Genomic DNA, 20183 nt, shown 5'->3' on the forward strand with positions numbered 1-20183 from the left:
TTAATAAACTATGACCCCAGATACATCTTGCCCGTGCGGAAGTGATTTACACTACACACATTGTTGCCAGCCCTATCACCTCAATCTAAACTTTGCTGACAAAGCTGACACATTAATGCGCTCACGCTATTGTGCCTTTGTTATGAAGCAATTCCAATATTTGGTTGATACTCATCACCCACAACACTTAGCCGGATTAACTGTTGAAATGTTGGCTATGGGCGCTGATGAAACTCAATGGATAGGCTTAGAGGTTATTACGCACAAGCAACAAAGTGCATTATCTGCAACAGTCACTTTTAAAGCCTGGTTTCTCAATGACGGCGATCTAGATGCTATTTTTGAATGCTCAGATTTTGTTTTTGAAAATGGACGGTGGTATTACACCAAAGGTGAACAATTTACAGCAGATTTACCGAAACGAAACGATAAATGTATTTGTCATAGCGGCAAAAAGTTTAAAGCCTGTTGTATGAAACTAATGGGTTAATTTAACCCTTTTTTTAGTTCATTATGCAACATTAATGTACAAGTTCATTTTGCTCAAATACGAACTTTGAAAATTCATTTTCTCGAATAGCAGGACTGTATAAAAAGCCTTGAGCGTGGTGGCAACAACTATCGGCAAGGAATATTTCCTGCTCTTTTGTCTCAACCCCTTCTGCTGTAAGTGAAATATTCAGCGCTTTAGCCATGGCAATAATCGCACTGACAATTTCACGGCTTTCACGGCTTGTTGTCAGGTCTGAAATAAATGAACGGTCAATTTTCAATTTTGATATTGGGAATTGTTTTAGATAACGCATCGAGCTGTAACCCGTTCCAAAATCATCAATGGCCAATCCAACACCTAAATCAGCTAGTTCTTGACATAATCGAGTCGCATGACGAATGTCACCCATTAACTCTGTTTCAGTGATTTCTAAAATTAAACTCTGTGGTTTAAGTCTATAACGGGTCACTAAATTCCAAACTTGCTCGAATAAGTTGCCGCTAAAGAACTGACGCGCTGCCACATTAACATGCATCACAATATCGACATTCTTATGCTGCCATAAGTTAAGTTGCTTACATGCCGCCTCAAGCACCCAATCACCAATAGCGTTGATCATACCTGTTTGTTCAGCAATCTCGATAAATGCGCCTGGGTATAACACCCCTTTTTTCGGATGATGCCAGCGAATGAGTGCTTCTGCGCCGATAAATTGATGGTTTTTCAGATCCATCAAAGGCTGATAATAAAGTTCGAATTGACGGTTACGTACAGCAAGTTGTAAATCTCGCTCTATTTCAGCATTATTTTTAAATGTTGCCAGTAGATCATCATTAAAGATTTGGTGATTCTGTGAAGATTTCTTTTTGGCATATTGTAAGGCTATATCCGCACAAGATAATGGTGAAAACTGTCCTGCAATTGAATTAATATCAACGATGGCGACAGCCGCTTTAGGATCGACTTTCTCTCGACCAATAACTGAAGGGACTTGTAACTTGCGGTATAACTTTTCAATCTTGGCGTTAAGCAAGTCTTTATCAACAAACTGTGGTAACAATACGGTAAATTCATCACTACCGACTCTAGCAACGTCAATGGCATCATGGCTTTCACCAAAATGTTTTAATCGTCTTGCCACTTCAGTTAATAATGCATCACCCTGTTCATGGCCGCTGGTATCGTTAAAGCGTTTAAAGCCCATTAAATCAACCAGAATTAAAGTACCTTCACTAACTCGTTCTAAACACTGAGTGAAGTGCAAACGATTGCTTAGCCCTGTTAAGCTACATTTCCATGCAAGATGTTCTAACTGTTCTTTACTCTTTCTTTGCGCGGAAATATCTACACAAGATACTAACGCATAATAATTGCCTTGCTCAGTAACAAATCGGTTGGCCTGGTATTGAACCCAATATTTACTTTCATCAACACGGGTTAACTCAGCTTCACCTTTAATGATGTCACCATTGATCAATTTTTCTGTCAGTTCATTAGCAAGTTCACGCTTACCGCGAAACATATCTAAAGTGATGAGTTGGTTACCTTGAACAATATCTCGGCTCAACCCGGTCATTTTTTCATGTGCAGGATTTACATATTCAATAACTTGTGACTTAAGATTAACCAACATCAATACATGTTTAGCTTGCTCTGTCGCACTATGAAATAACGTAAGTCTTTCATCTTTATCATAGGCGTAACGCGTGGCTAGGGTTAATGCTAGTTGGTCTGAAAATTGGCATGCAAACTCAATATTTGCCAAAGTGATGTCAACAACATGATCAAACTCGATGCAAAGTAAGCCTTCGATATGGCCATTAATACGAATAGCGACATCCAGATTAGATTGAATGTGCGTTTGGCAATAATACTCATTGAAACTTTGTAAGCGTTTATCCGATTGTGATGAGTTACTAAAAACATGTCTGAATCGACGTAATTCATCAAAATAAGAATCGGAGATTAAACTGTTGTTACGATGAAAATTAACGGATTCTTCAAATGTGAGATTCGGTGAAAGGCAAGCAATGACTTTTTGTTCTAATGCTTTGTCGCGTAATGAAATAACGGATACACAGGTAGCGTTAAAATATTTCATTAACAATTTGCACGCAAGTTCAGAGGTTTGTTTAAAATCCCCTTTTTCTTTGGCGACAGAGTTTACAATTAACTCTAATAAATGTTGTTGCTCAGTTTGTCTCATCAATATTCCCAAAAGGACATCATAACAGTCGGGCAACCTCGTTCTATGGAGGTTTTGGTAAAGCAAAAAATTCGAACTTAAAAAAGGATAGATAAAAGGTCATCTATCAAAAAACTTACATAAAACAATATTTTTAACCACTAATAGTGGTACTCAAATCATACATAAGTGTTACGCAGGTTACACTCGCAAAAATAAAACGGCAAGTGTTAACACGTTAAAAAAACACTTAAATTAGCATCAGCTTAACTACAGTGAATTTTCTAATTGGAAAATCATTTTTTCAACAGTAAAGCTAAAGTCTAAAAACAGCAGGATATGTTGCTCTGATGCCTTTGTCGTGGCTTTTACATTATCAAATCGCGCTTTTGCAGTATTAATTAACTCTTCAGCGACTGAGGCACTATCGTCTCCATCGATTTGTAATATTAACTGTGTATCTTGCTCATCGATGACGGTACCGATATCGACAAAACTGCCACAGTCATTGCAATTATCACTAACTTGTACATCTTGCTTCGTTATCGTCTTAATCATTTTATCCACCATACCAAGCTTTAAAGCGTCAGCATAACGTAAAAACTAAAAGAAAATGTATAAATAGTTCACACATTTACATATACATATTGTCACAACAAGCCGTACTGCATAAGCTTATTGTCGAGTTAACAACCTTTTTATTTGGTTTGTAAACCCCTTATTTATATATGGAATTATTCTTCCAAGCTAATCTTACTAAACCAATTATTATGTGCTTATGTGCTTATGTGCTTATGTGCAGATCTAATTATAAAGCGCTTAAGCAACTGCGCTAAGCTGATTACCAATGGTTTCACTTATTTTGCGTTGAGTCGCCAGCTGATCTAAAAAATGAATGCTATTTAAGTCGGTAATCGCTGGTGTAGCCTGTTCATGTTTTAATTTAGTCAGTAAATCGCAATTTGATAAGGTTATTTGCAAATCCTCATCATATTTACCTCGGGTCACCACAGCTTCTGGTTTCAAAGCTTGGTGTAAATGAAATTGACTTAGACCATTCCCATAAAATGCATCTGCATTATTGATGGCTACTGATTGCGATAAATCACATACCAGCGCTTGAGGTTGAGGAATGTCTAATTGCTTATATAGTTTTTCATCGTTCGATAAATCATTATCAAGTTGAAATTGAGCCATATCCCGGGCGTCATTAGACAACATAGAAAGTAAGAGCGCGAACTCTCCTCTTCTATGATGTTCGACTGCATCATTTAGGCGATTGCCTAACTGCAGTTCGTTGACTAATGGATATTCAATTTGCATATATTTACGACAATATTATCAAGGTTGATATTTTATCGACCACTTAAACAGATACTTGAGCTTTTTTTGCGATTTTTCCTTTACTTATAATTCATTCGTGACTACTATTGCCGCCGCAATTGAGGAGGGGTTCCCGAGTGGCCAAAGGGATCAGACTGTAAATCTGACGGCTCAGCCTTCGAAGGTTCGAATCCTTCTCCCTCCACCATTTGCGCAGTGATAAATATACCGATTCGTGGAGGGGTTCCCGAGTGGCCAAAGGGATCAGACTGTAAATCTGACGGCTCAGCCTTCGAAGGTTCGAATCCTTCTCCCTCCACCATTTATCGGTAAATGGTTCACGTAAAAATCTATTATATGTGGCCAACATATATAGACGTAATATGAAGTTGTAAAAAGCAAAACGTGTAAAAATAAATGAAAATATGTGGAGGGGTTCCCGAGTGGCCAAAGGGATCAGACTGTAAATCTGACGGCTCAGCCTTCGAAGGTTCGAATCCTTCTCCCTCCACCATTAATTTATAAGTAAAAACTTGGTTTAAAATCTATTTATATGGTCAATATAGTCAGATTTTAATGTGAGTCGTAGAAAGTAAAACCGTAGTACAAGCGTTAAAGAAAACATGTGGAGGGGTTCCCGAGTGGCCAAAGGGATCAGACTGTAAATCTGACGGCTCAGCCTTCGAAGGTTCGAATCCTTCTCCCTCCACCATTTCTTTAATACGCACCCATCTTTATTTCAACTTTCCTGTTTAACACCTTTTGTTAATTGATTTTTTAGTCTGTCTTTATCCTTCACCTTTTAAAGTTCAAATTTTCATTAATCTTGTTAGTTCAATTCTTGTTACAAATATTCCCCATCATAAACAAGACCTTCTTCAAAAATGAATGCGATTTAACTTCCTGATGTTGTTATTTATCTCTATGATAATTATTTTACTGCACACTTAGGATGCCAAATGTCTAAACAATGGGTTAATCAAGCTATTGGAAAAATCGAATCCGACTTTCAACGTAGCGCCGATACACACTTAATTAAGTTGGATCTTCCCCAGTTAGACGGCATTGATATTTATCTCAAAGATGAAAGTACTCACCCTACTGGCAGTTTGAAGCATCGACTCGCGCGTTCACTATTCCTATATGCCCTTTCAAATGGCTGGGTTAATGAAAATACTACGATCATCGAAGCCTCTTCAGGCAGCACCGCAGTATCAGAAGCTTATTTCTCTCGATTGCTTGGGCTACCTTTTATCGCTGTAATGCCTTCATCTACGGCTAAAAAGAAAGTACAGCAAATTGAGTTTTATGGTGGCAGCTGTCACTTTGTAGAAAACAGCGGTGAAATTTATCCTGAATCCCAACGTTTAGCTACTGAGCTTAATGGTCACTACATGGATCAGTTTACTTATGCAGAGCGGGCTACCGATTGGCGTGGGAATAACAACATCGCTGATTCCATATTCAATCAAATGCTTAAAGAACCACACCCTACGCCCACCTGGATTGTAATGAGCCCTGGCACTGGAGGCACTTCAGCTACCATTGGTCGTTATATCAATTATCAGCAGTTAGACACGCAATTATGTGTTGTAGATCCTGAGAATTCAGTTTTTTACGATTACTATCATAATCGAGATGCCACTATTTCAAGTCAATCGGGTAGCAAAATTGAAGGTATTGGTAGACCAAGAGTAGAACCCTCTTTCATCGCAAGCGTAGTCGACGATATGAAGAAGATCCCTGATACAGCATCCATTGCAACGATGAAATGGTTAGAACAGCTATTAGGCCGTAAGGTTGGAGCTTCAACAGGGACGAACCTTTATGGCGTGCTTGAATTAGCTTGTGAGATGAAACGACAAGGTAAAACAGGGTCACTAGTCACGTTATTATGTGATTCAGGAGAGCGTTATCTTGATACTTATTATAATGACCAGTGGATTAAGGCCAATATTGGTTGTACTGAAAAATATGATGCACAATTAATAAGATTCAATACTAGCGGTTGTTTAAGCTAGTTATGCCGTATTGATTTTTTGATATTAATTTCCGTTGCAGTAATTGATTATTCATTTTAAACGAAAACCGCCTACATCTTATATATGATGTAGGCGGTTTTTTTTGTTTATCTGAAGTGCTATCTATTCAACAACAACAACAACAACAACCGATAGTTGCTAAACCTGTAGTGGTACGCTGAATTTGGTCACTTAGTTAGAGGTGATATCATCACCTCATAAGTTAACAGGTGACATTATGACAAAACGTACAAGAAGACTATTTAGCGCTGAATTCAAATTAGAAGCGGCACAATTAGTCCTAGATCAGAACTACTCGGTGACAGAGGCTGCTCAAGCCATGAATGTTGGAAAATCCACAATGGATAAGTGGGTTCGCCAACTAAAAGATGAACGCCAGGGGAAAACACCTAAAGCATCACCTATGACGCCTGAGCAAATTGAAATACGTGAATTAAAGAAGAAGTTAGCTCGCCTTGAAGAGCATAATGAAATATTAAAAAAAGCCACGGCTCTGTTGATGTCGGACTCACTGAACAATTCTTGATAATCAAGAAACTCAAGCAGAGCCATAGCATAAAGACATTATGCGAAGTCTTTAATGTTCACCGAAGCAGTTACAACTACTGGCGGAAACGACCAGTAAGCATTGATATAGAAACAGTAAAGCTTCGTAGCTTAGTTAGCGAGGCTCACACTGCCAGCAATGGTTCCGCAGGAGCTAGAACCATTGCTGGCATAGTAACAAATCTAGGAACGAACCTAAGTCGCTACAAAGCAGCTAAGTTAATGAAAAAAATTGGTTTAGTGAGCTGCCAATTGCCCAAGCATAAGTATCGAAGGGCATCACAGGAGCATGTTGAAATACCAAATTATCTGAGCCGTCAGTTCGCGGTTACTGAGCCCAATAAAGTTTGGGTTGGTGATGTCACTTATATCTGGACAGGTAATCGCTGGATGTACTTAGCGGTTGTTATAGATCTTTTCGCTAGAAAAGCGATTGGTTGGGCAATGTCGTTATCGCCTGATAGTCGATTAACAGGTAAGGCTCTGTCAATGGCCTACGAGTCTCGTGGTAAGCCACAAGGCGTGATGTTTCACAGTGATCAAGGGACTCATTATACAAGCAGGAGATACCGCCAATTGCTGTGGCGTTTCCAGATAAAGCAAAGCTTATCTCGACGAGGAAATTGCTGGGATAATGCACCAATGGAGCGTTTCTTTAGAAGTTTGAAAACAGAATGGGTGCCGACGGTAGGTTATCGTAGCTTTATTGAAGCTCAACAAGAAATTACTCGATACATAATTCAGTATTACTGTCAGGTCAGGCCCCACCAATATAATGGAGGGCTGACACCCAACGAGTCAGAACGATTGTTCTGGTTAAACTCTAAGAGCGTGGCCAATATCAGTTGACCACTACAACCTGACTTAATCTATATCTAAATACTTATGTGTCTGAATAGATAAACGCCAGTTACGGCTAATACACGTCTTCATTGCAAGTTCTGTCGCTCGTGGCTTTTGACTGATCGGTTGCAAACAAACCGTTTTATTCGAAACATCAATGTCAGTTAATAACGCATCAAGTTCATCAATATGTTTTTGCGTTGCAATCGGGTGTTTAATCTCGTCTGCGCGCTCTAAAGCCGAGGTGAGTACCTCATAGCCACCTTTCATATTCACTTTAGGTGATACGGTAACCCACACTTTGTCATCACAAAGTACTTCAAAGGTACCACTGGTTTCAATTTGAACACTATAAGAGGCATCGATAAATTGCTTAGTCATTTCTGATAAGTCGTATAAACAAGGTTCGCCACCGGTAATAACGATATGTTTAGCAGTAAAGCCTTTTAGCTTGAATGCGGCCATTAATGAATTGGCATCATGATTTGACCAACGGCCAATGGTGCCATCGACAGTAATGACTTGGTCTGGAGAAACCTTGTTTTCTTCGAGTACATCCCAAGTTTGCTTGGTATCACACCAAGAACAAGCTACCGGACAGCCCTGAAGACGAACAAACAGTGCTGGTACACCTGTAAAGCTGCCCTCACCTTGGATGGTTTCAAAAACTTCATTGACTGGATATTTCATTTAACGACCTTATTTTCAACAAGGGCGCATTTATAGTGCATTTTGATTTAGCCTGCAACCTTTTCAGCATAGTAAAAGTGGAATCAAACCATATCGCTAGCCATCACTCAAACCATTTTTTAAGTCGAATTAATGTTTATTCCTATTAGTTTGCTGATCATTTAGGCAACTAAAACCCACGTTTAATCTCAAACCTATAATAGTGAGGTCAAATAACGCAAAATAGTCTCATTCTTTACCATACTGCAGCTGGATTTACGCCGCGATGAAAGAAAAGTTACAATTAAAATCTATATAATTTAATAAGTAATCAAGCAAACTCGCTATTTCGGCTATAATTGTTAGCTGTAGCATCAACTGTATTATCTTTAATTTTTAATGGTGAAAAAATGTCAAAAGCAATAGTCGTATTTAGTGGCGGTCAAGACTCAACCACTTGTCTTATTCAAGCTATGTCGCAGTACGATGAAGTACATGCCATAACCTTTGATTACGGACAACGTCACCGAGAAGAAATCGATATTGCGCAGGCTCTTGCCAAAGATTTAAACATCGCCAGTCATAAAGTAATGGATGTAGGCTTACTGAATGAACTTGCAGTCTCAGCGCTAACTCGAGATTCAATTCCTGTGTCTCATGAAATCATGAACAACGGATTACCTAACACATTCGTACCAGGCAGAAACATCCTGTTCTTAACGTTAGCGGGCATTTATGCATACCAATTAGGTTGTGACGCTATTATCACTGGCGTTTGCGAGACTGATTTTTCAGGCTATCCTGATTGTAGAGATGAATTTGTAAAATCAATTCAGCAGTCACTGTCATTAGGTATGGATAAGCAACTTAACATCGTGACGCCGTTAATGTGGCTAAACAAAGCAGAAACATGGGCACTCGCTGACAAATATAATTCATTAACCTTGGTAAAAGATGAAACATTAACCTGTTACAACGGTATTAAAGGCAATGGTTGTGGTGACTGCCCAGCTTGTACCCTTCGCCAACGTGGTTTAGAAGATTATCTCAACGATGCTGAAACTGTTATGAATTCTTTAAACAGCAAAATGGCTAATCCAGACAATAAATAGGTAACTCAATGGGAAATAGACACAGCAAGGGTGGCATGTACGTATTTGCGATGACAATCAGTGTTATTTGCTGTGTACTGTTTGCCCTTAGCTTAAATCAGGCCACTGGTTTTAATATCGATAAATTATTCGCTTATCGATATGATCTTATTGGACAAGGTGAATGGTGGAGAATTGCCACTGGCAATATACTCCATACCAACTTGTGGCACTTACTCATGAACCTTGCGGGTTTTTGGGTGATATTGTTTTTACATGAAGTTCATTACAAACGTCACTACTTTAAATTAGTCAGTTTGTTTATCAGTCTCGCGATACTCGAAGGTCTAGGGTTATATTTATTTTTCCCTGAGCTAAAAGGCTATGTCGGCTTAAGCGGCTTGTTGCATGGGTTATTCACTTTTGGGGCCTTGCTGGACATACGTAGAGGCTACAAGTCTGGCTATCTGCTACTTTTAGGGGTATTTGCTAAAGTCAGTTATGAAATGTACTTCGGTGCAAGTGAAGGCGTCAGTGAGCTTATTAATGCAAGAGTTGCGACAGAATCTCACTTAATTGGCGTGATTAGCGGATTATTCTGTGGATTAGTTTGGTTGCCATTAGCACGACATTTTAAATATCATCACAGCTTGAAATAAATCACTTAATCATCATTTTGCGACTTCATATAAATATTGGGTCGCCAAATTTGCATTAAAATTTCAGGGTTTTCTATCGGTAAAAAACCAAACTGAGCATACAATCCGTGTGCATCTCTGGTGGCGAGCATCATTCTCCTCATGCCTTTAACATCTTCATGATTAACTACAGCGTCAATAAGCCATTTACTTAAACCTAGGCCTCTATGCTCATCGATAATAAAGACATCTGCTAAGTATGCAAAAGAAGCTCTATCGGTTATCAATCTAGCAAACCCGACCTGCTTACTAATCTGTTTATCTATTTGTTTATCTACTCGCTTTCCATCGAGCGCGTATACACCAAAACATAAAGAATGCTGAATAGCTTTTTCTAACACACTTTTGGGGATCCCTTTCGCCCAATAGGTCTGTGATATAAATTGATGAATAAATGGGATATCTAACATTTCATTATTTGTTGAAATAGTATAACCATCGCTCCCAGCACCTTCACCATCTGAACTTTCCATTCATTCCCTCTCGTTTTTATCAGTAAACGGTTAATCTATATTAGTTAAGCCAAACTCAGTGGTTTTAGCTTAGTATTTTCTTGGTATATTGATATAAAAGCTGCGACTCTAAATTACCCGATTTTGCCAAACCTGCTAGCACACCTGCTTGATCTAATTCTGAACGATGTTGACCTAATTTTGATTTACCAGCTATCGAGGTAATAGAAATTTTGAAACCAACTATCGCTTTACTCAACTTATCGCGATACTCAGCAGGTATAAAGCCGCCATCTTTTAAAATACTCGGCTCATATTTAGAAATAGTTTGATTTAGCTTATCTAGTGTCACTGCGTCTTCAGTCAGTTCAAAAGTCCCATTTACATGCACTACGGCATAATTCCATGTGGGAACCGCAGGAAAGCTGTCGTACCAGGTCGGTGAAATATAACCATGAGGGGCTGAGAAAACAACTAACACAGATTGAGACTGCATAGCCTTCCAATGTGGATTGGCTTTAGCCATGTGTCCATACAAGACATACTCAGCTGTTTGTTGGTGGGTTGAATCATTAGTAGCAGGATCAAGTCGTTCAATAATGAGGGGTAAATGACTTGCTTGAAGATCTGATGAGGTGATAACAGCAAAGCCATATTGCTTAATTAACGCAATACTTTGCTCTAATTCCATTGCTAAATTTTTAGGTATGTACATTACTATCCTTAATCATTACAGTCCTTAATCATTACTGCCCTTAATAATTACTCAACCTTCATTATTACTCGATACTGTATGATCATTAAAGGCGAGAAAGTCTGTTAGTTTTTGCTGTAACGGTACAATACCGTCAGGATGTTCAAGGTAGGTTTCTATCGGCATTAACTGCCAATATTGACCTTCACTACCAAAATTTATCGCATCTATTTCGTGTTGATGAATATGGGCCGCAAAAAAGTAAGATAAACCATTACTGGTTTGATTTAGCCCGCCTTGCTTATATATCAAACGATCGGCACTCAGAGCAATATCAAATTCTTCATGTAACTCTCTTAATACACATTCTTCAGCGGATTCAATCCCTTCCCTTCCTCCACCAGCAAAATCCCATTTGTTAGGAAATGGAATCGTACTTTTATCATCCCTTAAATAAACCACCAGTTGATCGTGAAATATCAATGCCAATTTACAGCCACTAAAATGGGTGTTTTCATGGTTTTCCGGCACATCCATTTGGGGTTTATCCTCAGTAAAGTAAATTTGATAAAAGACTATCACATAAAAAACCAGCGTTGATACCGCATTAATCGATATAAGTAACACTGGCTCTATTGTGTATATACGAAAATGACTTAAGTTATTGAGTTTAGGTTAAGATGAAAAGCTCACTTCAAATTCACCTAAGTTGTCATAAACAACGGATAGAGGTGTATCCATATCGACCTTTATTACGCCGTGGTATGACCCCGTTATAATGTATTCGCCTGCTTTTAGCTCGATACCTAATTCAGATAAATAGTTAACCAGCCAATACAGAGGATTTTGAGGTAATTCACATGGGTGAACACCGACATAATCATGTTTAATCCCTGCCTGAGTCAGTGTAATGGGAATGCTAGCCGCCTTATAAGCCGCTGTTTTATCAATTTGAGGGCCAATAAACAGCCCTTGGTTACTTAAACCGTCAGCTAGACGCTCATAATGATTAGCTTTATAACCCTGGCTAAATCTTGGTTGTATAAGCTCTAATGCCATATGAGTTGAGCCTATGGCTGCATCAATTTCAGCTTCGCTGTAATGTTTGCCACTGGGTAAGTTATTTTTAAGTAAGAATGCGATTTCAGGCTCTATCAAAGCTTGACCATTAACCGCTTTTATCTGACAAACCGATTGAGTTTCAACCACTTTCCCCAACAATGGCGCTGCGATAATACTGCCATCTTCTCTTGGAGTAAGACACTTCCACCCAATGGGAGCATGTTCATGTAGGGCTATCATCAATTGCTGTACGCCGTGAGCATCAGCCAAGGTTTTTGGCGACTGTGATAAGTTAAATTCAGACTTAGGCTGTGTAGCATTGCGCTGTGCTAACAAATGCTCTGATATCGATTTAAAACGTAATACTTGTTGATCAACTTTTTTTGAAATATTGGACACACTAAATCCTTATGTGGCTTAAGTTAAGCAATGAGAGAAAGAGACGGTAAAACAGTAAAAATTAATTCGATTCAATGCTATACAGTTAAACATATGATGTTTAGAGGATCAATATGGATTACTTCTAAGCAATAAATAAAAATGTGCTTAAACCTTAAGATTTAAGCACATTAATTTTATCTATCAGATAATGCTGCTAGCCATTACACATACAGAAATTACATCAATTCTACAAGCCTTGCTTTGGCGTCGCTCAACAGCGTTTCTGTTAACGATTGGGCTAACGTACTGTCTTTTGCTTTAATCGCATCAAACACTTCTTTATGAAATGGTATTGAGCTTTTGTTTTCAGCATCATTTTGGTTAGTCACACGAATACTGACTAGCAATGCTGAAAAGATGACACATTCCATCGAAATGAATAATTCATTATGTGAGGCATTTAATATCGCGCTATGGAAATGTGCATCGGCAATAACAAAACGGTCCACATCAGCGGTGGCAGCTTCCATTTCAGCCAATGCATCAGCAATGGTCTGAATATCTTCATCAGTTGCTAATTGCGCAGCTAAACTTGCCGCTTTAGGTTCAAACGCTAAACGGAATTCCATAAGCTGACTAAGGAACTCAGGATTTAATGGTGCAGAAAGGTGCCATGCAAGCACATCGTCATCCAGTAAAGCCCAGTTATTACGCGGCTTAACTTTAGTACCAATGCCACGACGAACATCCAGTAAACCTTTACCCACTAAAATCTTCACAGCATCACGGATAACAACGCGACTCACCTGATAACGCTCAGCAAGTTTATTCTCATCATCGATCAATGTGCCAGGTGTAAAAGTACCAGCAACAATTCTACGACCTAATTCTTTGGCCACTTGAACCGGCAAACTCGGCGACATCGAGTTTGTTCTTCTTAAATCGTAGTATGTTAGTTCACTCATGTAATTATTCTATCCCAAGAAATATAACTACATACTATGTATACGATTTTGTGATGATACACAACCGTCTGACGTTAATTATTGTCACTTTGGCTAAGAGAAAGGCGAATACTGGCATCATTGAGCAGTTTTTCGGTTAATTTCTCAGCTTTGTCACCATCACGCTTTAAAATGGCTTCATACACATCTCGATGAAAAGGAACCGACGCTCCATTGTCTCGAGGGTCTTTATTGGTCATTTTAATACTTACCAATAACGCAGAATATATAACGCCTTCCATCGATGCCAGAAAACCATTGTTTGCGGCTTTCATCACCGCTTTATGAAACAATGAATCAGCAATAATAAAGTCTTCGGCAGTACTTGAAGCCTGCGCCATTCCTTCAACTGCTTTTGCAATTTCAGCAATGTCTGCATCCGTCGCACGCTCAGCAGCCCATCGCGCTGCTTTAGGCTCAAATGCTAATCGTACATCCATTAGCTGCTTTAAAAAATTAAGATTGGGTGGCGCTGATAAATGCCAGGCTAAAATGTCATCATCTAGCATATTCCACTTATCTCGTGATTGAACACGAGTACCAATGCCCCGCCGCACTTCTAATAAACCTTTGCTTACTAGAATCTTTACAGCGTCACGTACTACCACTCGGCTAACATGATACCGAGACGCCAAGGCATTTTCATCGTCAATAAGACTCTGTGCTTCAAATGCGCCAGAAACAATACGTCGTCCAAGTTCTTTAGCAACTTGTACCGAAAGACTAGGCGACATACCTTGGGTACACTTTAGGTCGTAATAGATTAATTCACTCATAAGCTCTATGTAAACATAGTATGTTTGTCATGTCAATTGATTACAATCGACTATTCGAACTATCAACTTATTATTGTCGAGAACAAAGTAACAGCAGTAAATATGTAGATCTGAATGCTAGAGGATTTTGATTTGTTACTAACGTAGTAGGTGTTATAGAAAGTTAAGTGATGATTCAAACGAGCATGATGTTTTATAAAAAAATAATGAAGCAATCTTTTACTTCATCATTTTTTGCATTGCTGATATCGGTTTGTATCGTCAATGAGCTTTATAGAAACATGTTTAAAAGCGCTTATGAGCAGCACTTATGAACAGCACTTATTAACTGTTTCTATGAACAGTTACTATGAACAGTGCCTATGTAAGAGTCGCTCTGTATCCATCAACATAGGCATTCGCATTCTGCTGTACTTGAGAAATAGTCATACCGGCTTTAAACAAACCACTGCCGAGTCCAAACCCTTTAGCACCAGAATCTAAAAATGCTTGCATCGTGTCAGGCGAGACGCCACCTACAGGTAAAATATCAATATCAGGAAGAACAACTGACATTGCTTTTAACCCCTTAGGGCCAAAAGCATCAGCAGGGAATAATTTAAGCGAATCTGCACCCGCATTAATAGCCGCATAAGCATCCGATGGTGTGAAAAAACCAGGTACACAATAAAGGTCTTTCGCTTTACTGTACCGAATCAATTCAGCATCAGCATGGGGAGAAATAATTATACGCCCACCCGCTGCTTCGACTAAATCAACTTGTTCCTTGGTAACAACCGTGCCAGCACCGATGATGACGTCATTACCGTATTTATAACTGAGTAACTTAATACTTTCATAAGGCGACGGTGAGTTTAACGGGACTTCAATAACACGATATCCAGCGGTCACTAAAACATCGGCAACATCTAATACTTCAGCGGGTGTCACGCCACGTAAAATAGCGACCAATGGCATTTGGCTCATGGCTTCTTTAAGAGTAATCGGCATTTAATGCACTTCCTTTGATTTAATTAAATTCGCTTGCTGAGCTATCATCACCATGCCTAACGCAGAGGCTTTCGCGCTGCTCACTGGAGTTGAAAGTAAACCAAGTTCTTTTAGAGCTTGAGCATAAAGTGTATTTAAAGTCGAACTACCGATGAGGTAAATATGTTCAAGGGATGATGCCGCCAATACTGAACATAATTCAGCGCCAATCAGTAATCCTGAAATATAACTACAAACATGCTTGTCATCTAATCGCTGTTCTAGTCGTAAGGTTCTCGCGCTAAATAAATGATGCAGTAAACCACCCTCTCTTTGACTGGTATGCACCCCTTGTAAAAAGCTATCCATATCAACATCAGTCGCTTGTTTATCTAAGCCTTTTCCAAGAATGCTGTTTTCAACAACAATGTTGTACATCTCGCCCGTCATTTGAGTCGACAAGCTTTCTACGATTGGTTGACCTTGATCATTCTTAGCCATTTTTATCCATTTAGAATGGGTTCCAGGTAAGCAAAAAACTAACATATCTAATTGGGCATTGTTTAATAAGCCCAACTCGTGCTCAATCAATGATACGGCGCCGAATACCTGCACTTCTTCACCGCGCATAACATCAGGTTGTAAATTAGCAGTCTGACACTTAACGCCCGGTACAATGCGAATAGACAATTGCGATTCGTTATCCACATGACATAAATTTATCGCGGCTTGATTAGCATCTGCTGGGCAATCTATATAGCCAGCATCGACCCAACCTTGTGCGCTACCCACCATACCGGCCATTAACACTGGCACTGAAAAGTCAGTAACCCAGGGCTGAATTTGGGCTAAAAGCGCAGGTTCAAATTCATCTTTTTTCAGGCATAACATACCTTGAGGCGCCGATACTTCAGACAAGATTTTGCCGCGATTATCCAATAAAAAGGCGCGAAAATTACTACTCCCCCAATCGACTGCAATAAGTACAGGCGTGGGTGACGATTGCTCTGTCATTCAAAAATTCTCTACAGTGATGTGGGCTTAGAAAACTTCATAATGTTTTATGAAGTCTGGATCTGGCTCTACGCCAATACCAGGACCTTGTGGAAGTGCAACCGTGCCGTCGTTTTCTTTAACTTGCTTAAGAATGTTCAATGGCTCTTTAAGTAAGTCTTCACGGAATAAATTCGGGGTAGTATCGTATTCGAGCATCGGCTGAATTGGATGAGCTGCGCCTGGTAAATCAGGTAATGCTGCCAATAAATGCAAATTGGTACCCACCGCAATAGCTGAACCCCAAACATGATTTATTACCGGAATAAAATGTGCGTGCGCCATCGCTAATACTTTTTGGTATTCGGTAATGCCACCTAATGCACATACTTCAGGTTGCAATAAATCAACACAGCGATTTTCAATTAAGTCTCTAAAACCCCAGCGGGTAAATTCTGCTTCACCACCTGCAATGGTCATATCTAAGGCTTCACACAGTTCTCGGTAACCTTGTTTATCTTCAGGTGCTACGGGTTCTTCAAACCAATTTACGTCAAGGTTTTGCAGCTCACGTCCCAGAGGGATCGCCTCTCTGGTGGTATAGGCATGGTTCGCATCGACCATTAATTGCATATCACCAATGCCGCGGCGTACAGCTTCAACTAATTTAATATCTCTATCGGGACTTAAACCGATTTTCATTTTCATGGCTTTAAAGCCCATGTCTTTAATACGTGCACTTTCATCAGTAAAGCGTGCTTCAAGGTCGTCATGACGTTGTAGCATCATGCCGTAACCATAAGCTGGAATACGGTCTCTAAAAGCACCGCCCAATAACTTATAGACAGGCTGGTTAAGGAATTTACCGGCGATATCCCATAAAGCGATATCTACACCCGACAAAGACTGAATAGGCATGCCTTTTTGACCATGGTCGCGCATTAAGTTGTACACCTTATGCCAGATCACTTCGCGATCTAGCGGATCCATACCAAGGATCATCGGTTGAATCACTTTTTCAACGATTGTTTTGTTGGCAAACGCGATTCCGCCACCACCAAAACACTCACCCCAACCTGTTATGCCAACATCCGTTTTAATTTCGACTAGGTGAGTAGTACGTTTGGCATAATACTGCTGCGAGTAACCTAACTCTTCTTCAAGATCGTACTGCAGAACGTGGCTTATAATTTCAGTAATTTTCATTCAATAATAGTCCTAAATTAATCTGATTAAAGCGCACGTGAGATGCGTTTATAAGCCAAGTAATCGTCGAGCGCTAGCAACGAACAATCAACTCCAACCCCTGACTGCTTAATCCCAAAGTGCGGCAAATTAATGGCATATTTAATCCCATTAATTTGTACTTCGCCAAAACGAAGTTCGTCCGCAAAATGATCTGCTGTCGTTTGATCTTGAGTAAATACATAAGCGGTTAAGCCCGCATCAGTATCATTAGCAAGGTTCAGTACATCTTCATGTTTTTTGAAGGTAGCAATGCTAATAACAGGTCCAAAAACTTCTTCTTTCGATATCGCCATTTCTGGTGTCACACCCAGTAACACGGTAGGACTGTAAAAATAACCCGTTTCTAATCCTGGTGGTTTACTCCCGCCTGATAACAACTTGGCGCCTTGGGCAATCGCTTCTTTTACTAAGCCATCGATACGCTGCCAAGATGCACTGTCCATCAGTGGCCCCATTCCAATATCAGCCTCTTTATCAAAACCAACGTTGACGGAATGAGTGCGGGTTAGCACCATTTCAATAAATTCGTCAGCCACTGACTCTTCAATAAAGACTCGGTTAGGAGCAACACAAATTTGGCCAGCATTACTGTATTTCACGCCGCAAATAACATCTGCAGCCGTGGTTAAATCTGCATCAGCAAATACGATGGCAGGTGCATTGCCACCGAGCTCCATCGAGTAGCGTTTGATTGACGTCGCCCCTGTACCAATTACGTGCTTACCGACATTGGTTGAACCGATTAATGTCAATAAAGATGGAATAGTGGATGCAGAAATGGCATCGCCCACTTTGTGATCGGGGCCAGAAAGTATATTAACCACGCCATCAGGTAAACCAATTTGAGCGCAAAGTTCACCAACGGCATAAGCAGATAAAGGAGTTTTAACAGAAGGCTTAATGACAATAGGGCAACCAGCAGCCATTGCAGGGCCTAACTTATAAGCAAGATTAAGTAGCGGGAAATTCCATGCAAGAAATGCAGCTGCAACCCCTACTGGCTCGCGGCGAAGTTCATGGACGTGAGTGCCCTCTTTATCTTCTAAGGTCTCTTGCGCTAAATTGAGCATGGCATCAGCGTAAAAATTTAAGCTGTCGACCAACATTTGGTAGTCATCTTTAGTTGATGCCCAAGGCTTAGCCATTTCAAGATGGACACACTCACGTAAATGCTGTTCATTTTCAATCACCGCATCACGTAATTTATACATCCAATCCGTACGTTGTTTAATCGATGTTTTAGACCAAATTGGAAATGCTTTTTGTGCAGCTTCAAGCGCTAACTCAGCTTGAGGAATATCTGCCGCAGCAATACTGCCTACCGGTAAAAGAGTTGCAGGATTGATAACATCAGTGGTTAATCCGCTCGAGATGAGTTTACCGCCGATATAAAGTTGTTTAGACAGCATTAGCAACGCTCCATGTGAAAAATTCAAAACAAACTAGGTAATAAGCTATTTACTGAACACGTTAATCAATAGTCAAATAAGCATACTGGTACGCGATACATGATAAGTATTTAAACATATGATGTTTAAGAAAACAATAACCAAACGTAAATAGTTTGCATAATTGTTAACAAAGGGAATTGCTTAGTTTTCATAAAAGTTATGACTAATACAATTTATAACAGCTACTTAGAAATTAAACACACTCATTAATAACACTTACACAATAAAACATTGTACCGACCAGTTACGTTTACTATTGGGGTTGATGAAGTAATATTCATCGCGATTTATCGCTTCAATAAGTGAATCAGCACCCCCTAAGCAAGGCTCTAATCCCACGACATAGGCAGGAGGTTGATCACTGCCAGACCAGCCTCGATAGTTCAACCATAAGCCAAAATGTGAAATATCATGACTATGATACCTAAAACCACATCGTTGTTGATAAGCGCCATTGGCTAATGGCGGCTCAACTAAGGCAACCTCAATAGACTGACTTTTAATCGCATCCGTTGCTAAATCATCACTATAAAGCTTGCAGGCAAAGTGACTGTCTTGTGCTAACACCTTATCCAAATCAATCCATTTACCTTGCTGCTGTTTTTTATAAGGCCATTGCGCTGTAATAGCATCTGTATTAAAAAACGCTTTAAAACCACTGTCGGTTTTAAAGCGGTTAATCCCTTTTGAAAGCGCTATGGTCATGCCTTTTTCAGCAGCAAAAATCGGATGCATTGACCACACAAACGGTAATTGATAGCCGCTGTTATTCGTAAGCTGGTATTGAATATCGATATGGTTAGCATCAGCGGCAAGAGTTAAGGTACGGGTAAACACATAAGGTAACTGTTTACCCACGCAGCGAAGCGTCAACGAGATGAAATGAGAACACTCGATAATTTCAGTGACTTGCCACGGTAAACACCATAGCTCACCGTGATCAGGAATTAATACATGCCTAAGCGCAGGCAAAGCGTATTGCTCGCCACTGATACTGGGAAAGCATTCATCCCAGCCCCCACAATCAAAGCCATTGACGAATGACTCTCCATAGTTTGGCTGTTTCAAAAAAGCATGAGCGCCTTGAGGTTGTTCAAGCCACTCTCTGCCAGTAAGCTTCGATTTTAATGAAATGATTTTCGCACCAATGGCAGGAACCACGGTAAAAGACAGGGTATTGTTGGCAATGGTAATAAGCTCAAAACCGTCTTTAGTCGACTTTTGTAAAGACACCATCGTGGCCACTTTTATGTTCCAACAATT

At 39.8% G+C, this 20183-nt stretch carries 20 protein-coding genes and 4 tRNA genes; 9 read left to right on the top strand and 15 right to left on the bottom strand.

What is annotated here, in order from left to right; all coding sequences use genetic code 11:
- Window positions 1-10: 10 nt before the first annotated feature.
- On the top strand, window positions 11-490 hold the full coding sequence (locus FPK91_RS03585) for a YchJ family protein (protein ID WP_144208108.1): 480 nt from the start codon (window positions 11-13) through the stop codon (window positions 488-490).
- Window positions 491-521: 31 nt separating this feature from the next.
- Here the strand turns inward: FPK91_RS03585 and FPK91_RS03590 are convergent, their stop codons facing one another.
- From FPK91_RS03590 to FPK91_RS03600, 3 genes are all read right to left on the bottom strand, one after another.
- A complete protein-coding gene (locus FPK91_RS03590) occupies window positions 522-2699 on the bottom strand; it encodes a putative bifunctional diguanylate cyclase/phosphodiesterase (RefSeq protein ID WP_144208111.1) in 2178 nt (725 codons plus the stop codon).
- Between the two features lie 249 nt (window positions 2700-2948).
- The gene (locus tag FPK91_RS03595) at window positions 2949-3236 is read right to left on the bottom strand and encodes a DUF406 family protein (RefSeq protein WP_144208115.1); all 288 of its coding nucleotides are present in this window, start codon (window positions 3234-3236) and stop codon (window positions 2949-2951) included.
- A gap of 261 nt (window positions 3237-3497) precedes the next feature.
- Window positions 3498-4001 (bottom strand): VC2046/SO_2500 family protein, encoded by a 504-nt coding sequence (locus tag FPK91_RS03600; protein ID WP_144208118.1) that lies wholly within the window; start codon window positions 3999-4001, stop codon window positions 3498-3500.
- A 123-nt stretch (window positions 4002-4124) separates the two neighbouring features.
- Here FPK91_RS03600 and FPK91_RS03605 point away from each other — a divergent pair.
- The 6 genes from FPK91_RS03605 (at window position 4125) to FPK91_RS03630 (ending at window position 7438) form a co-directional block, all read left to right on the top strand.
- Window positions 4125-4209 (top strand) — tRNA-Tyr (locus tag FPK91_RS03605).
- Window positions 4210-4238: 29 nt separating this feature from the next.
- Window positions 4239-4323, top strand: a tRNA-Tyr gene (locus tag FPK91_RS03610).
- 107 nt (window positions 4324-4430) lie between these two features.
- Window positions 4431-4515, top strand: a tRNA-Tyr gene (locus FPK91_RS03615).
- A gap of 113 nt (window positions 4516-4628) precedes the next feature.
- Window positions 4629-4713: transfer RNA gene (locus FPK91_RS03620), tRNA-Tyr, on the top strand.
- Window positions 4714-4960: 247 nt separating this feature from the next.
- Window positions 4961-6022 (top strand): PLP-dependent cysteine synthase family protein, encoded by a 1062-nt coding sequence (locus FPK91_RS03625; protein ID WP_144208121.1) that lies wholly within the window; start codon window positions 4961-4963, stop codon window positions 6020-6022.
- 238 nt (window positions 6023-6260) lie between these two features.
- Window positions 6261-7438 (top strand): IS3 family transposase gene (locus FPK91_RS03630; protein ID WP_144208124.1). Its coding sequence is split into 2 segments (ribosomal slippage): window positions 6261-6519 and window positions 6519-7438, totalling 1179 coding nucleotides; the frame shifts between segments, so codons are not numbered across the junction.
- 15 nt (window positions 7439-7453) lie between these two features.
- On the opposite strand, the gene queE is transcribed toward FPK91_RS03630, so the two are convergent.
- Window positions 7454-8122, bottom strand: coding sequence for a 7-carboxy-7-deazaguanine synthase QueE (gene queE / locus FPK91_RS03635; RefSeq protein ID WP_144208127.1), 669 nt, complete (start codon window positions 8120-8122; stop codon window positions 7454-7456).
- Window positions 8123-8511: 389 nt separating this feature from the next.
- On the opposite strand from queE, the gene queC reads away from it, so the two are divergent.
- Both queC and rrtA read left to right on the top strand, forming a co-directional pair.
- Window positions 8512-9213 (top strand): 7-cyano-7-deazaguanine synthase QueC, encoded by a 702-nt coding sequence (queC, locus tag FPK91_RS03640; protein WP_144208130.1) that lies wholly within the window; start codon window positions 8512-8514, stop codon window positions 9211-9213.
- A gap of 8 nt (window positions 9214-9221) precedes the next feature.
- Entirely contained in the window at window positions 9222-9851 is a 630-nt protein-coding gene (gene rrtA, locus FPK91_RS03645) for a rhombosortase (protein ID WP_227006676.1), read from the top strand.
- Window positions 9852-9856: 5 nt separating this feature from the next.
- Here rrtA and FPK91_RS03650 read toward each other — a convergent pair whose 3' ends face one another.
- The 11 genes from FPK91_RS03650 to FPK91_RS03700 all read right to left on the bottom strand — a co-directional run bounded on the left by FPK91_RS03650 (window position 9857) and on the right by FPK91_RS03700 (window position 20156).
- Complete coding sequence (locus FPK91_RS03650) at window positions 9857-10363, bottom strand: GNAT family N-acetyltransferase (RefSeq protein ID WP_144208133.1); 507 nt, start codon at window positions 10361-10363, stop codon at window positions 9857-9859.
- Between the two features lie 64 nt (window positions 10364-10427).
- Complete coding sequence (locus FPK91_RS03655) at window positions 10428-11057, bottom strand: FMN-binding negative transcriptional regulator (RefSeq protein ID WP_144208136.1); 630 nt, start codon at window positions 11055-11057, stop codon at window positions 10428-10430.
- 51 nt (window positions 11058-11108) lie between these two features.
- Window positions 11109-11573, bottom strand: a complete 465-nt coding sequence (locus tag FPK91_RS03660; RefSeq protein WP_144208139.1) for an NUDIX hydrolase — start codon at window positions 11571-11573, stop codon at window positions 11109-11111.
- Window positions 11574-11711: 138 nt separating this feature from the next.
- The gene (locus tag FPK91_RS03665) at window positions 11712-12497 is read right to left on the bottom strand and encodes a 2-keto-4-pentenoate hydratase (protein WP_144208142.1); all 786 of its coding nucleotides are present in this window, start codon (window positions 12495-12497) and stop codon (window positions 11712-11714) included.
- 218 nt (window positions 12498-12715) lie between these two features.
- Window positions 12716-13444 carry a FadR/GntR family transcriptional regulator gene (locus tag FPK91_RS03670; protein ID WP_144208145.1) on the bottom strand — a complete coding sequence of 243 codons (729 nt, stop codon included), beginning with the start codon at window positions 13442-13444 and terminating at the stop codon, window positions 12716-12718.
- Between the two features lie 74 nt (window positions 13445-13518).
- The gene (locus FPK91_RS03675) at window positions 13519-14259 is read right to left on the bottom strand and encodes a FadR/GntR family transcriptional regulator (protein ID WP_144208148.1); all 741 of its coding nucleotides are present in this window, start codon (window positions 14257-14259) and stop codon (window positions 13519-13521) included.
- A 360-nt stretch (window positions 14260-14619) separates the two neighbouring features.
- Window positions 14620-15249 carry a 2-dehydro-3-deoxy-6-phosphogalactonate aldolase gene (locus FPK91_RS03680; protein ID WP_144208151.1) on the bottom strand — a complete coding sequence of 210 codons (630 nt, stop codon included), beginning with the start codon at window positions 15247-15249 and terminating at the stop codon, window positions 14620-14622.
- Window positions 15250-16242, bottom strand: a complete 993-nt coding sequence (locus tag FPK91_RS03685; RefSeq protein WP_144208154.1) for a 2-dehydro-3-deoxygalactonokinase — start codon at window positions 16240-16242, stop codon at window positions 15250-15252.
- Between the two features lie 27 nt (window positions 16243-16269).
- Window positions 16270-17427 carry a mandelate racemase/muconate lactonizing enzyme family protein gene (locus FPK91_RS03690; protein ID WP_144208157.1) on the bottom strand — a complete coding sequence of 386 codons (1158 nt, stop codon included), beginning with the start codon at window positions 17425-17427 and terminating at the stop codon, window positions 16270-16272.
- Window positions 17428-17453: 26 nt separating this feature from the next.
- Window positions 17454-18878: an aldehyde dehydrogenase family protein gene (locus FPK91_RS03695; RefSeq protein ID WP_144208160.1), complete on the bottom strand. Its 1425-nt coding sequence runs from the start codon at window positions 18876-18878 to the stop codon at window positions 17454-17456.
- Window positions 18879-19136: 258 nt separating this feature from the next.
- Entirely contained in the window at window positions 19137-20156 is a 1020-nt protein-coding gene (locus FPK91_RS03700) for an aldose epimerase family protein (protein WP_144208163.1), read from the bottom strand.
- Window positions 20157-20183: the final 27 nt, after the last annotated feature.

Origin of the sequence: Shewanella donghaensis (assembly GCF_007567505.1) — a bacterium.
GTDB classification, from domain to species: Bacteria; Pseudomonadota; Gammaproteobacteria; order Enterobacterales; family Shewanellaceae; genus Shewanella; species Shewanella donghaensis.

Bases quoted from the DNA above. Each gene is read 5' to 3' on its own strand.
- FPK91_RS03585 (WP_144208108.1), top strand. From the start codon at position 11: ATGACCCCAGATACATCTTGCCCGTGCGGAAGTGATTTACACTACACA.
- FPK91_RS03590 (WP_144208111.1), bottom strand. From the start codon at position 2,699: ATGAGACAAACTGAGCAACAACATTTATTAGAGTTAATTGTAAACTCT.
- FPK91_RS03595 (WP_144208115.1), bottom strand. From the start codon at position 3,236: ATGATTAAGACGATAACGAAGCAAGATGTACAAGTTAGTGATAATTGC.
- FPK91_RS03600 (WP_144208118.1), bottom strand. From the start codon at position 4,001: ATGCAAATTGAATATCCATTAGTCAACGAACTGCAGTTAGGCAATCGC.
- FPK91_RS03625 (WP_144208121.1), top strand. From the start codon at position 4,961: ATGTCTAAACAATGGGTTAATCAAGCTATTGGAAAAATCGAATCCGAC.
- queE (WP_144208127.1), bottom strand. From the start codon at position 8,122: ATGAAATATCCAGTCAATGAAGTTTTTGAAACCATCCAAGGTGAGGGC.
- queC (WP_144208130.1), top strand. From the start codon at position 8,512: ATGTCAAAAGCAATAGTCGTATTTAGTGGCGGTCAAGACTCAACCACT.
- rrtA (WP_227006676.1), top strand. From the start codon at position 9,222: ATGGGAAATAGACACAGCAAGGGTGGCATGTACGTATTTGCGATGACA.
- FPK91_RS03650 (WP_144208133.1), bottom strand. From the start codon at position 10,363: ATGGAAAGTTCAGATGGTGAAGGTGCTGGGAGCGATGGTTATACTATT.
- FPK91_RS03655 (WP_144208136.1), bottom strand. From the start codon at position 11,057: ATGTACATACCTAAAAATTTAGCAATGGAATTAGAGCAAAGTATTGCG.
- FPK91_RS03660 (WP_144208139.1), bottom strand. From the start codon at position 11,573: ATGGATGTGCCGGAAAACCATGAAAACACCCATTTTAGTGGCTGTAAA.
- FPK91_RS03670 (WP_144208145.1), bottom strand. From the start codon at position 13,444: ATGAGTGAACTAACATACTACGATTTAAGAAGAACAAACTCGATGTCG.
- FPK91_RS03675 (WP_144208148.1), bottom strand. From the start codon at position 14,259: ATGAGTGAATTAATCTATTACGACCTAAAGTGTACCCAAGGTATGTCG.
- FPK91_RS03680 (WP_144208151.1), bottom strand. From the start codon at position 15,249: ATGCCGATTACTCTTAAAGAAGCCATGAGCCAAATGCCATTGGTCGCT.
- FPK91_RS03685 (WP_144208154.1), bottom strand. From the start codon at position 16,242: ATGACAGAGCAATCGTCACCCACGCCTGTACTTATTGCAGTCGATTGG.
- FPK91_RS03690 (WP_144208157.1), bottom strand. From the start codon at position 17,427: ATGAAAATTACTGAAATTATAAGCCACGTTCTGCAGTACGATCTTGAA.
- FPK91_RS03695 (WP_144208160.1), bottom strand. From the start codon at position 18,878: ATGCTGTCTAAACAACTTTATATCGGCGGTAAACTCATCTCGAGCGGA.
- FPK91_RS03700 (WP_144208163.1), bottom strand. From the start codon at position 20,156: ATGGTGTCTTTACAAAAGTCGACTAAAGACGGTTTTGAGCTTATTACC.